This is a genomic window from Novosphingobium sp. KACC 22771 (assembly GCF_028736195.1).
In the GTDB taxonomy this organism is placed as follows: Bacteria; Pseudomonadota; Alphaproteobacteria; order Sphingomonadales; family Sphingomonadaceae; genus Novosphingobium.
Window position 1 is genome coordinate 3677236 of sequence record NZ_CP117881.1, and the last position, 12003, is coordinate 3689238.

A 12003-nucleotide genomic window follows, 5' to 3' on the forward strand; every position below is an offset into this window, starting at 1 on the left:
TCAGCAACACTTGCCCCCGCCGCCCTGGCCATAGCGGGCCTCCTGGCGGTTGCGGAAAAACTCCTGACGGCTCATCGGTGCGCGATCGGGATGGTGGGCGCGGACATGCGCGACATAGGCGTCATAATCGGGCATCCCCACCAAGGCCCCCGTCAACCGGCGCCAAAACCCGCTCATGCGCCTGCTCCAAGATGACCGGGCACCTCGCGCACGCTGGGCGCATCGCTGCGCAGCGCGACCAGACAGGTCCGCACCGCCGCCGCCAGCACGGCCAGCACCACCACCATGAAAAACCCGCAAAGCACCGCATCGACCCGGTCGTTGAAGATGATTCGCTCCATCTGCGCCATGCTCTTGGCCGGGGCCAGAACCTTGCCCTTCGCGGCGGCGGCGGAAAATTTCTCCGCATGCGACAAAAATCCGACCTTGGGATCATCGGAAAACAGTTTGAGCCATCCGGCCGAAAGCGTGCAGATCAGCAGCCATACGGTAGGCAGCGCCGAGACCCAGGCGTAACGCTGCCGCTTCATGCGGAACAGCACCGCCGTCGCCAGCATCAGCGCGGTTGCCGCCAGCATCTGGTTCGAAATGCCGAACACCGGCCAGAGCGTGTTCACCCCGCCCAGCGGATCGGTCACGCCCTGATGCAGGAAGAAGCCCCATGCCGCCACGCAGATCGCGGTGCCGATCAGACCCTGCGCCATGCCGCCGATCCGCCCAAACCCCGGCACCGCGCGGGCCAGCAGGTCCTGCACCATAAACCGCCCGGCGCGCGTGCCCGCATCCACCGCGGTCAGGATGAACAGCGCCTCGAACAGAATGGCGAAGTGATACCAGAAGGCCTTCATCGCCGCGCCGCCAACCACATGGCTGAAAATCTGCGCCATGGCCACGGCCAGCGTGGGCGCGCCGCCGGTGCGCGAGAGGATCGTGTGCTCGCCAATGTCCTTGGTCAATTGCACGATGGCCTCGGGCGTGATGGCAAAGCCTATGGCCGACACCGCCGCCGATGCGCTTTCCGGCGTCGTGCCGATCAGGGCGGCGGGGCTGTTCATGGTGAAATAGATGCCTGGCTCGATGATCGAGGCGCCCACCAGCGCCATGATCGCCACGAACGCCTCGGCCAGCATCGCGCCATAGCCGATGAAGGGCGCGTCGGCCTCGCTGGCGATCAACTTGGGCGTGGTGCCGCTGGCGATCAGCGCGTGAAAGCCCGACACCGCCCCGCAGGCGATGGTGATGAACAGAAACGGAAACAGCCCGCCCGACCACACCGGCCCGCCGCCATTCACGAATTGCGTCAACGCGGGCATCTTCAGCGCCGGGGCCATGATGACAATGCCGATGGCCAGCGCGATGATCGTGCCGATCTTCAGAAAGGTCGAAAGATAATCGCGCGGGGCCAGCAACAACCACACCGGCAAGAGCGAGGCCACCGCCCCGTAAACAATCAGGATCCAGCAAATCTGGATCGGCGTATAGGTGAACAAAGGCCCCCAGAAGGCCGATTGCGCCACATCCTGCCCAAAGACCAGCGCGGCCAGCAGGCCCACCAGCCCCAGCAGCGACACTTCACCCACCCGGCCCGGACGGATCCAGCGCGAATAGACGCCCATCGCCAGCGCCAAAGGCACCGTGGCCGCCACGGTGAACATGCCCCACGGGCTTTCGGCCAGAGCCTTCACCACGATCAGCGCCAGCACCGCCAGAATGATGACCATGATCATGAACGTGCCCAGCAGCGCAATGCCGCCCGCCACCTCGCCCATTTCCATGCGGATGATTTCGCCCAGCGACTTGCCGTCGCGCCGCATCGAGATGCACAGCACGAGGAAATCCTGCACCGCGCCCGCCAGCACCACGCCAAAGATGATCCACAGCGATCCAGGCAGATAGCCCATCTGCGCCGCCAGCACCGGCCCGACCAGCGGCCCGGCCCCGGCAATCGCGGCGAAATGGTGGCCAAACAGGACATTGCGGTCCGTCGCCACATAATCCAGCCCATCGGGCCGCCGGACGGCAGGCGTAGGCCGCGCCGCGTCCAACCCCATCACCCGCGCGCCGATAAAGCGCGCATATAAGCGATAGGAAGCCGCAAAACAGCCCAGCGACGCCACCACCAGCCAGAGCGCATTGATCGGCTCACCATGGTCGAGCGCCACCCGCGCCAGAGCGCCCAGCCCCAGCAAACCCGCCGCTATCCATGGCAAAGGACCAAACATCGCATTCTCCCGACTGACTTGTCCGCCGGGTTATAGGCTAAATCCCCCCTTTGCCAGCCTCCAATCCGTGCCAAAATTCAAACCGTAATTGAGACTATCTCAATCGCTTCGGCCCGACCGGAAAAATCGACCAGCTCGCCCGCCTCGGCGCCCATCATCGCGCGCGACAGGGGGGCGGAGAAAGACAGCAGGCCAGCCGCCGGATCGGCCTCGTCATCGCCAACGATGGTGATGGCGCGGGTCTTGCCGTTCAGCCGGAATTCCACGCTGGCGCCAAAGGCCACGCAGGAGCCATCGGGCGGGGGCATTTCCTGCGCGGTGGCGGCGCGGCTGCGCCAATAGCGCAGATGGCGGCGGGCGGATTTGACCGCTTCCTCATCGGGCGCGGCGGCCACGGCGGCCTCCCATTCGGCGCATTTCTCCTCGATCTGCGCCTTGCCGCGCGCGGTCACCAGATTGGGGCCGGGCGGGATGGGAAGCTCGAATTTCGGCTCCAGATGCTCCTCATCACCATCGCGGCGAAAGGCAACGCTCATTGCATGCTCTCCACTGTCATCGCCCGCGTATGACAGCGCGCCGGTTTCACGGCAAGGGAGCCGGAACGCCGGTCAGCACGCCCGCGCGCACCCGCGCCACGCCGGAAAAGGCCGGATGGCTCACCTGCAAGGTGTTGAGGTCAAACCGGCTGTCCGGCCCGATCCCGGTGATCTTCACCCCGGCATAATCCAGCTTCTCGCCCAGCACGGCCTTTTGCGCGCGCCCGGTCGGTTGCACCAGCCAACCGTAAGTGCCCGCGGGCGCCATCAGCCGCGAATGGCCCGCCGCGTCCACCACCAGCGAGGCGCGCTCATCCATGCCCAGCCCGACGACATCCTTCGCTCCCTTTGCGCGGACATTGGCGAGGAAAGCGATCAGCCGCCCCATCCGGGCGCGGATCATGAAATGGCTGTCGGTGAAAATCCGGCGCATCCGGGGCAGATGGAGGAAGCGGTCCACCACCGTCACCCCCGGCCCCGTCGGATTGTCCAGCGCCTCGGGGCTGGTAATGCCATCATCGCCAAAGGCGCCGTATCCCCACCATCCCATGATCGCCAGCCCGGCGCTGGTGCCGCCGATGGGCCGGTCGCGCGCCAGCCGGTCGATCAGGCGAGACAGGGGCGTGGCCTGCCAGAAGCGGACATAACGCGATTGGTCGCCGCCCGCGATAAACACACCGTCGGCCCGTTCCAGCGTGGCAAGGATGCGCGGATCATAGGCCGCCCTCCTTTCCGAAAACACGAAGGTTTCGACCGAAGCCACCCCGCCGATCTCTTTCATGAAAGCCTCGCCAAGCTCGCCCTTTTGCGAGGCGCGCAGCACGACGATATGCCCATGCCCGGCCCGCGCGACAAACCAGCGGAACGCATCGACATCCCAATCGCCCCCGCCCGACAGCAGCAGGCCCGGCGCGCGCCGCCCCGGCGTGGGCATGGCGCGGTCGCCCGCCATGTAATGGGCATAGCCCGGCCCGCCATCCGGCGTGTCGGCCTTGTTTTGGGCAAGGCCCTGGGCAAGGACCGGAAGCGGCGCAACCAGCAGGCCCAGCGCGCCCAGACAGGCTTTGACATATCGCACGCGCAGCGTTCCCCCATTCGCGTTTCGAGTGCGCACAGTGGCAGCGCGGGCAAAGGGCGGCAAACCGCCAAACTGCGCAGATGCAGCCCCGGCGACGGCCCGTTGCCCCTGCCCCTCTCTTACCTGCCGGCTTTGTAATTCCACGCATAAAGGCTTGGCCATGATGAAACCTTCCATGCGCTAGGGTCAGCATGAGGAAGGATCAGCAAGAGATGGCATGGAGCGAAAGGCTGCTTGGACGGGAGCGGGGCCTCAACAGTATTCCCTGGCGCTTTGCGCTGATGGCGCTGGTCACATCCGGCGTGGTGGTGCTGGCCGCGCACGCATGGCTGAACGGCCCCTGGAGCCCGGCGCTGGCGGCGGATATGGCCGCGCTCCTCGCGCTGCCCGTGCTGGTCAGCTTTCTGGCCGCGCGCAAACTGGCGGGCATGATCCGCACCCTGCGCGACAGCACGCAGGCGATTGTCGAGGGCGATCTCTCGCGCCCCATCGATATTGACTGCGCCTGCGAAGTGGGCGGTCTTGCCGACAGTTTCCGCGCGATGGTGGCGCGGCTCAACAACAATATGCTGCGCATGAATGTGCTGGCCTATACCGACCCGATCACCGGCCTGCCCAACCGCACGGTCATCACCCATATCCTCTCTCTGGCGCAGAAGAACGGGGGCCAGGCCTGCGCCGCAGCGATGATCTTCATTGATCTGGACGGGTTCAAACGCGTCAATGATACGCTGGGCCATGATGCGGGCGATGAATTGCTGCGCCAGGTGGCCGCACGGATCATCGTGCGCGGCATGGGGCTGGCGCTGGAGGAGCTGGAGACCTGCACCAATTCCTTTGGCGAATTGTGCGAAACCTGCCCCACGCGGCCGGTCTTTGCCCGCTTTGCGGGGGATGAATTCGTGCTGCTGTTGCCGGGCCATCACGATCATGGCGTGCTCGATGCCGTCGCGCGCTGCATCCATACGGCGCTGGCCGAATGCTTTACCGTGTTCAGCAATGAGGTCTTTATCGGCGCCAGCCTGGGCATCGCCCGCCTGCCCCAGGATGCCGACACGCCCGACCAATTGCTGGCCTATGCCGATATCGCCATGTACCGGGCCAAGGAAGGCGGCAAGAACACCCATGTTTTCTTCGACTCCTCGCTGAAGGGCAAGGTCGAGGAACGCGCGTTGATCGAGCGCGAATTGCATCATGCCATCGAGAACGACACGCTCGAACTGCATTATCAGCCCAAATTCGACGCCGACACGCTGGCCGTCACCGGGGTTGAGGCGCTGGCGCGGTGGAATTGTCCAGGCCTTGGGCCGGTGTCGCCGGAAATCTTTGTCAATATTGCCGAACAATGCGGGCTGATGGTGCCGCTGGGCCATTCGATCCTGCGCAGCGCGATGCGTCAGGCACGCGAATGGATCGATGCCGGCGCGGACAGGGGACGGCCCATGCCGATTGCGGTCAATGTCTCGCCGGTGCAGTTCGAGCGCCCCGGTTTTGTCGAAACCGTGCTGTCCCTGCTCGACCAATTCGCCCTGCCGCCGCAATGGCTCGAACTGGAGATCACCGAGAGCATCGCCATGGCCGATTTTGCCCGCACGCGCGAAAGGGTCGACGCGCTGCGCAACGCGGGGGTTTCGATTTCGATCGACGATTTCGGGATCGGCTATTCCAACCTCTCGCAACTGGCCCGGCTGGATTATGATGCGCTCAAGATCGACCGCTCGCTGGTGGGCAGCATTGGCGAGCATGGCAAGACCGAATCCATGCTGGCCGCGATCATCACCGTGTCCAAGGTGCTGGGCCACAAGGTCATCGCCGAGGGGATCGAGAACGCCGAGCAGATGGCCTATCTCAAGGGGCGCGGCTGCCGCGAGTTTCAGGGCTTTTATCTGGCCCGCCCGATGCCCGCCGACGAATTGCGCCAATGGCTGGCCCGGCGGGGACAGAGCGCGCTCCACACCATGCGTGAAGAAGCGTTCGAACGGCTGCGGGCCTAAACCAGCGCCTTGTGCCAATATTGCAGCGGCTTGGGGCTTTCGCCCGCCTCGCCATGCTCTTTCCACGCCAGAGTGGTGATGAAATCCGGGATCGGCGCATAGCCGCGCGCGCGCCAGAACGCATCGAGCGGGCGGTAATCACCGGGCCGGGCGGGGTGATCATCGGGGCGGATCACGGCGGCAAAACAGGCCGCCTCCGCCCCGCATCGCCGGGCCTGCGCCTCGCGCTGGTCGAAAAAGGCATGGCCCACGCCGCGCCCGCGATAGGCGGGCAGCAACACGCTCTCGCCAAAATAGAACAGGCGCGAGACATCCATCCCGCGCGCGGCAAAGGGCGCCTGAAATTCGGGCTTTTGCGCCGTCATCGGGCTGGCCGTGGCCGCGCCCACAATGCGGCCATCATCCATCGCCGCGACCAGCACGGCATCGCGCGCGCTCAAAAACTCGCGCAGATAAGCCGCCTCATACGCCGCATCGCCGTCATAGAGATAGGGCCATGCCGCAAAGACCGCGATGCGCAGCGCCGCCAGATCGCCCACGCCTGCGCCAATTTCCTCGCCCGTCAGCGCGCGGATGACCAGAGCGCTTACTTCACCACCCGCAGCACCTGCCGCTCCACCACGTCCGACCATTCCACCTCGCATGTGCCGCGCTCCTTGCGCTTGGCACTGTAAAGCGCGCGGTCGGCGCGTTGCAACAGGTCGTGGCGGCAATCATCGGGCCCGCGCAGTTCAACCACGCCGATGGTGGCCGACACCGTCAGCGGATCCTTGCCGCGCCCGACCGGGAAACGCAGCACGCGCAGCAGGTTTTCCGCCACGCGGGGCAATTGCGCGATCAGCGTCTGGTCGGTGATCACCAGCGCGAATTCATCGCCCCCCAGCCGCGCGGCCAGACTGCCCCCCAGCCATGGCGAGCGCAGTTCTTTGGCCACTTTGCGCAGGATGTCATCGCCCGCGCCATGGCCGAACGTGTCATTGACCCTCTTGAAATGGTCCAGATCGATCAGCATCAGCGCCATACGCTCGCCCCGCCGCTGGGCGCGTTCGACGCATTCGTCGACATGGGTAACGAAGGCATGGCGGCTGGCCACATGCGTCACCTCATCGGTGTTGGCCCGGCGGTCCAGTTCGACAAACAATTCGTGCCGCTCGGTCACATCGTGAAACACCCCGATCAGCCCGATGACGCGCCCGTTTTCCAGTTCGGGCTCGCCAATGGCGCGCACCCGTTTGCACACGCCGCGCGCGGAAATCAGATCCAGTTCAACATCATAGGCCGCGCCGGTGTTGATCGCCTGCTGAACCAGCGCGGTGATTTTCTCGCGGTCGGCGGGGGGATAAAACGACAGGGCATCGGCCACCGGCAATCCGTCGCCGGGGGGCAGGTCGTGGATGTCATAAACCCCTTCCGACCATGTCACCGTCTCACTCGCCGCATCCAGCCGCCAACTGCCCATCGCGGCCATCTGCTCGGCCTGGCGGAACTGGCGCTGCAGCCGCTGCTGATCGGCATAGAGACGGGTAATCCGCCCCGCATCCACGGCCATTGCCATGCTGGACACCATGGATTGCAGGATCGCCTCCACCCCGCAGCCAAGGCTGGTCAGGCGCGCCAGATCGGCCTGCGAAAACTCGCGCGGCTCGGTGCCTATCAGGCAAAAGGCGCCGATGCCCACAGGCGTCTGGCCGGCCCGCATCCGCACCCGCAGCGGCACCCCGGCATAAAAGCGGATGCCCGGCGCCCCGCAAACCAGACCGTTGAAGCAAAAACGCGCATCCAGTTCGGCGTTGGGCACAATCAACGGCGCGTCCTGCGCCACGGCATGGCGGCAAAAGGATTGCTCGATGGGTGTGCCTTCGGCATCCAGCCCGTGGCGGCCGACGAACACCTGCCGGTCGCCGTCAAGCAGGCTGACCAGCGCGATGGGCACGTTGAACATATCGGCCGCAATCGCGGCCAGTTGCGAGAGCGCTTCATTGCGCGATTCGATCAATTGGCGAAGAAACGGCATATCGGCCCCTCCCGAGGGTATGAACAGTCTTTAGATCGCCCTTGCCTAATTTGACGTAAACAAACGGTTGCGTAAAGGCTGGCCGCTCTTTTGGCGGCTGTGCGAATCTGTTGTTCTTAGGGCATAATCTGCACCAGAGCCCAAACTTTGCCAAGCGCCATGTGCCATCAGGGCCGCGCCCTTCGGGGGAGTAATGCCGCGATCAGCGAATCGGGTTCGGAGGGGACAATCGCGGGATCGGGACAGGCCTGCGCCTCAACTGGCTTGCGGCCATGACCATGATCCCAGACGGCATCAAGCGCCACCACGCGGCCCGCCTGGAGATCACCGCAAAGCCTCGCGCCGCCTGCCACAGCTTTGGGCTGCACTGGCCCTGACTTTTGGCTAAATCATTGGTTTTATTGGAAATGGAGCGGGTAGCGGGAATCGAACCCGCCTGACTAGCTTGGAAGGCTAGGACATTACCACTATGCTATACCCGCTCATGGGCGCGCCGCATTGGGACTGGCGCTGTGGTGCGGACGCGCTTGCCATGCGGGCGCGGCGGCGTCAAGCGCCTGCGGCGCGCCAAACCGTCAATGGCCGGGGAAATCCATGATCGAAAGGACGTTAACCCCGGCGGCCTCCAGCTTTTCCGCCCCGCCCAGATCGGGCAGGTCGATGACGAAAAGCGCGTCTTCCACCACCGCGCCCGCGCGGCGCAGCAGGGTCAGAGCCGCGCAGGCCGTGCCGCCGGTCGCGATCAGATCATCGACGATGATGATCTTCTGCCCCTGCGCCACCGCGCCCGGATCAACCTCCAGCGTGTCGGTGCCATATTCCAGCGCATAGTCGATGGCCAGCACCGGCACGGGCAGTTTGCCCGGCTTGCGCACGGGGATGAAGGGCAGGCCAAGCCGCGCCGCCACCGCCGCGCCGAAGATGAAACCACGCGCCTCAAGCCCCGCGATCGCCTGCGCGCCGGCCGCCTGTGCACGCTCGGCCAACAGGGCGACGCTGGCGGCAAAGCCCTCGCCATGGCCGATCAGGGTGGTGATGTCGCGAAACAGGATGCCCGGCTTGGGAAAATCGGGGATCGAGCGGACGAGCGCTTTCATGGCTTCAGGTGTCATGAGCGGGGCCTATAGGCCGATTTGGCGCCATGAAAAAGGCATTTTGGCCCAAAAGAAAAGCCCCCCGCATCGCGTGATGCAGGGGGCTTTTTCATGTCCCATCAGGAAGGGATCAATGTCCCTTCTTCTCCGCCCAGACGGTGCGATAGGCCATATAGGCCAGCACAGTGGCAAAGATCAGGAAGCCGATCACCGGCCAGCCGGTCTGGTGGCGCTTCTCCAGCTTGGGTTCGGCGGTCCAGACGAGGAAGGCCGAAACGTCCTGCGCCATCTGGTCAACGCTCGCCTTGGTGCCGTCCTTGTAGGCCACCTGACCATCCGACACGAGCGGCTGGGGCATGGCGATATTCAGATTGGCGAAATACGGGTTGAAGAACAAGCCGTCCGGCGTCTTGGCATCGGGGAACTTCTTGAGCAGTTCCTCGCCCTTCTCGTTCTTGTAGCCCGCCTGATCGGTATAGCCGGTCAGCAGCGAGTAGATATAGGCCGCCCCGCCATGACGCGCCTTGGCGATCAGCGAGAGATCAGGCGGATTGCCCGAGCCGCCATAGACGACCGGCGGGAAATGGTCCTTGGCCAGACCGGGGTGGGTCTTCACCTCGCCCGTGTTGGGGTTGTATTCGGGGATCTGCGCCTTGGCGGCGATCGCCTTCACCTCGGCCTCGTTATAGCCGATTTCGGCCAGATCGCGGTACGAGACTTCCTTGATCGCATGGCAGGTTGCGCAAACCTCGGAATAGACCTGAAAGCCGCGCTGAAGCTGCTGGCGGTCGAATTTGCCGAAGGCCCCGTCCGAAGACAGGCTCAGCGCCTTGGGGTGCTGATGGAATTCGGCCTCGACCGTCTTGGCGGGCGGTTCGGAAATATAGGCCACGGTGCCCTTGCCCGCCGACCACAACAGGGCCAGCGAGAAGAAGGCGCCCACGAGCATGGAAAAGATACGGATCATGATGTGTCTCTATCCTCGCTCGCTTATTCGGCCGGGGCCGGATGGAGGGCTGCGGCTTCATCGGTTCCCAGCACAGCTTCGGTGATCGAGAAAGGCAGCGGCAGCGGCTTTTCCGTCATCGAGACGAGCGGCAGGATGATGAAGAAGTGGGCGAAGTAATAGAGCGCCGCGATCTGGCTGATGATCACATAGGGCTCTTCGGCCGGCGAACCGCCGCAATAGCCCAGCACCGCAACGTCAATCACCAATACCCAGAAGAACTTCTTGAAGGTCGGGCGGAAATGGCCCGAACGCACCGGCGACTTGTCGAGCCAGGGCAGCAGGAACCACACCAGGATCGAGCTGAACATCGCCAGCACGCCCATCAGCTTGGCCGGGAAGAACAGGAAGTTCTGGGTAAAGGCGCGCAGGATCGCATAGAAGGGCCAGAAATACCATTCGGGCACGATATGCGCGGGCGTCTGCATCGGGTTGGCCGGAATGTAATTGTCCGGGTGGCCCAGCGCGTTCGGCGCAAAGAACAGCAGCGCGCAATAGAAGATCAGGAACACGCCGAGGCCGAACCCGTCCTTGGCGGTGTAATAGGGGTGGAACGGCACGGTGTCCGATTCCTGCTTCACCTCAACGCCGGTCGGGTTGGTCGAACCGGGAATATGCAGCGCCCAGATATGCAGGATCACCACGCCCAGAATGACAAACGGCAGCAGGAAGTGCAGCGAGAAGAAGCGGTTGAGTGCCGCCTGATCAGGCGCAAACCCGCCCAGCAGCCATGTCTGGATCGGCTCGCCCACCAAGGGTATCGCGCCGAACAGGCCGGTGATGACCTTCGCGCCCCAATAGGACATCTGACCCCAGGGCAGCACATAGCCCATGAAGGCGGTGGCCATCATCAAAAGGAAGATCGCCACGCCCAGCAGCCAGATCATCTCGCGCGGGGCCTTGTACGACCCATAGAAGAAGCCGCGGAAAATGTGGAAATAGACGACGACAAAGAAGGCCGAGGCGCCGTTGGCATGGCCATAGCGCAGCATCCAGCCCCAGTTGACATCGCGCATGATATGTTCGGTCGAATTGAACGCCACGCCCGTATTGGCGGCATAATGCATCGCCAGCACCACGCCCGTGATGATCTGGATCATCAGACAGACGCCGGCCAGCACGCCGAAATTGTACATGTAGTTCAAATTGCGCGGCACCGGATAGCCCGCGCCGACCGCATTATAGACAAAGCGCGGCAAAGGCAGCTTTTCGTCCAGCCACACCATCGCCGGGTGGCTCGGCTTGTATTCATTCGCCCATGGAAAGCTCATCGCGTCTTCCTCACCCGATCTTCACGACAGTGTCGCTGGTAAACTCATAAGGCGGCACCTCGAGATTCTTCGGGGCCGGACCTTTGCGGATGCGCGCGGCAGTGTCATAGACCGAGCCATGGCAGGGGCAGAAATAGCCCCCGAACTCGCCCTTGACCTCACCCTCGCCCGCGCCCAGCGGCACGCAGCCCAGATGGGTGCAGACGCCCATGGTGATGAGCCATTCTTCCTTGCCCTTCTTGGTGCGGTCCTCAAGGGTCTGGGGATCGCGCAGGCTTGCCACGTCCACCTTGTTCGCCTCGGCGATTTCGGTGGGCGTCAGGCGGCGCACAAACACCGGCTGCTTGTGAAACACGGCCTTGATCGCTTGGCCCGGCTGGATCGCGCCAATGTCGATCTCGGTCGAGCTTTCGGCCAGCACGTCGGCCGAGGGGGCCATCTGGCTGATCAGGGGCACCAGAACGCTGGCTGCGCCAACGCCTGCCGCACCCGTGGCAGCCACATAGATGAAGTCCCGCCGACGCACCCCCTGCGCCGTATCGTTGGGACTTTCAGCAACAGCAGTTTCTGTCATGTTTGACCCTTGCCTTGCACCAATGGTCCATGCGGGCCGCAGGACCGAAAAAACGAATGAACATCATCGCGATCACAGCATAAAGCTGCAATACGGTATCGTCAGGAATCTTCTCCCCCGCGATCCGTCTGGATTGTCCCATACGGTCACCGGCTTTTTTGGTTTTGATAAACATCAAAACCAGTGATGCCAATGGCCTTTTTCTTTGACCTTT

At 63.9% G+C, this 12003-nt stretch carries 12 protein-coding genes and 1 tRNA gene; 1 reads left to right on the top strand and 12 read right to left on the bottom strand.

The window, feature by feature from the left end; genetic code table 11:
- The 4 genes from PQ467_RS16885 to PQ467_RS16900 all read right to left on the bottom strand — a co-directional run bounded on the left by PQ467_RS16885 (position 1) and on the right by PQ467_RS16900 (position 3836).
- On the bottom strand, positions 1 to 177 hold the full coding sequence (locus tag PQ467_RS16885) for a YbdD/YjiX family protein (protein ID WP_274174511.1): 177 nt from the start codon (positions 175 to 177) through the stop codon (positions 1 to 3).
- On the bottom strand, positions 174 to 2222 hold the full coding sequence (locus PQ467_RS16890) for a carbon starvation CstA family protein (protein ID WP_274174512.1): 2049 nt from the start codon (positions 2220 to 2222) through the stop codon (positions 174 to 176). Before PQ467_RS16890 ends, PQ467_RS16885 begins: the two co-directional genes overlap by 4 nt.
- Before the next feature lie 77 nt (positions 2223 to 2299).
- Entirely contained in the window at positions 2300 to 2758 is a 459-nt protein-coding gene (locus PQ467_RS16895) for a GreA/GreB family elongation factor (RefSeq protein WP_274174513.1), read from the bottom strand.
- Between the two features lie 46 nt (positions 2759 to 2804).
- A complete protein-coding gene (locus PQ467_RS16900) occupies positions 2805 to 3836 on the bottom strand; it encodes a cyanophycinase (RefSeq protein WP_274174514.1) in 1032 nt (343 codons plus the stop codon).
- A 191-nt stretch (positions 3837 to 4027) separates the two neighbouring features.
- Here PQ467_RS16900 and PQ467_RS16905 point away from each other — a divergent pair, with 191 nt between their 5' ends.
- On the top strand, positions 4028 to 5830 hold the full coding sequence (locus PQ467_RS16905; RefSeq protein ID WP_274174515.1) for a putative bifunctional diguanylate cyclase/phosphodiesterase: 1803 nt from the start codon (positions 4028 to 4030) through the stop codon (positions 5828 to 5830).
- Here PQ467_RS16905 and PQ467_RS16910 read toward each other — a convergent pair.
- The 8 genes from PQ467_RS16910 to PQ467_RS16945 form a co-directional block, all read right to left on the bottom strand.
- Positions 5827 to 6462, bottom strand: coding sequence for a GNAT family N-acetyltransferase (locus PQ467_RS16910; RefSeq protein WP_443193016.1), 636 nt, complete (start codon positions 6460 to 6462; stop codon positions 5827 to 5829). The two genes, PQ467_RS16905 and PQ467_RS16910, sit on opposite strands and share 4 nt — an antisense overlap.
- Positions 6417 to 7844 (bottom strand): diguanylate cyclase domain-containing protein, encoded by a 1428-nt coding sequence (locus tag PQ467_RS16915; RefSeq protein WP_274174517.1) that lies wholly within the window; start codon positions 7842 to 7844, stop codon positions 6417 to 6419. Before PQ467_RS16915 ends, PQ467_RS16910 begins: the two co-directional genes overlap by 46 nt.
- A 408-nt stretch (positions 7845 to 8252) precedes the next feature.
- Positions 8253 to 8326 (bottom strand) — tRNA-Gly (locus PQ467_RS16920).
- A 93-nt stretch (positions 8327 to 8419) separates the two neighbouring features.
- Entirely contained in the window at positions 8420 to 8956 is a 537-nt protein-coding gene (locus PQ467_RS16925; protein WP_274174518.1) for an adenine phosphoribosyltransferase, read from the bottom strand.
- A 112-nt stretch (positions 8957 to 9068) separates the two neighbouring features.
- The gene (locus PQ467_RS16930; protein WP_274174519.1) at positions 9069 to 9905 is read right to left on the bottom strand and encodes a cytochrome c1; all 837 of its coding nucleotides are present in this window, start codon (positions 9903 to 9905) and stop codon (positions 9069 to 9071) included.
- A 23-nt stretch (positions 9906 to 9928) separates the two neighbouring features.
- Positions 9929 to 11215 (bottom strand): cytochrome b, encoded by a 1287-nt coding sequence (locus PQ467_RS16935; RefSeq protein ID WP_274174520.1) that lies wholly within the window; start codon positions 11213 to 11215, stop codon positions 9929 to 9931.
- A gap of 10 nt (positions 11216 to 11225) precedes the next feature.
- Positions 11226 to 11789 (bottom strand): ubiquinol-cytochrome c reductase iron-sulfur subunit, encoded by a 564-nt coding sequence (petA, locus tag PQ467_RS16940; protein WP_274174521.1) that lies wholly within the window; start codon positions 11787 to 11789, stop codon positions 11226 to 11228.
- A complete protein-coding gene (locus PQ467_RS16945) occupies positions 11767 to 11982 on the bottom strand; it encodes a hypothetical protein (RefSeq protein ID WP_274174522.1) in 216 nt (71 codons plus the stop codon). The genes petA and PQ467_RS16945 overlap by 23 nt, the downstream gene beginning before the upstream one ends.
- Between the last annotated feature and the right edge of the window lie 21 nt (positions 11983 to 12003).

Bases quoted from the DNA above. Each gene is read 5' to 3' on its own strand.
- PQ467_RS16885 (WP_274174511.1), bottom strand. From the start codon at position 177: ATGAGCGGGTTTTGGCGCCGGTTGACGGGGGCCTTGGTGGGGATGCCC.
- petA (WP_274174521.1), bottom strand. From the start codon at position 11,789: ATGACAGAAACTGCTGTTGCTGAAAGTCCCAACGATACGGCGCAGGGG.
- PQ467_RS16910 (WP_443193016.1), bottom strand. From the start codon at position 6,462: ATGGTCGGACGTGGTGGAGCGGCAGGTGCTGCGGGTGGTGAAGTAAGC.
- PQ467_RS16935 (WP_274174520.1), bottom strand. From the start codon at position 11,215: ATGAGCTTTCCATGGGCGAATGAATACAAGCCGAGCCACCCGGCGATG.
- PQ467_RS16930 (WP_274174519.1), bottom strand. From the start codon at position 9,905: ATGATCCGTATCTTTTCCATGCTCGTGGGCGCCTTCTTCTCGCTGGCC.
- PQ467_RS16915 (WP_274174517.1), bottom strand. From the start codon at position 7,844: ATGCCGTTTCTTCGCCAATTGATCGAATCGCGCAATGAAGCGCTCTCG.
- PQ467_RS16925 (WP_274174518.1), bottom strand. From the start codon at position 8,956: ATGACACCTGAAGCCATGAAAGCGCTCGTCCGCTCGATCCCCGATTTT.
- PQ467_RS16890 (WP_274174512.1), bottom strand. From the start codon at position 2,222: ATGTTTGGTCCTTTGCCATGGATAGCGGCGGGTTTGCTGGGGCTGGGC.
- PQ467_RS16905 (WP_274174515.1), top strand. From the start codon at position 4,028: ATGAGGAAGGATCAGCAAGAGATGGCATGGAGCGAAAGGCTGCTTGGA.
- PQ467_RS16895 (WP_274174513.1), bottom strand. From the start codon at position 2,758: ATGAGCGTTGCCTTTCGCCGCGATGGTGATGAGGAGCATCTGGAGCCG.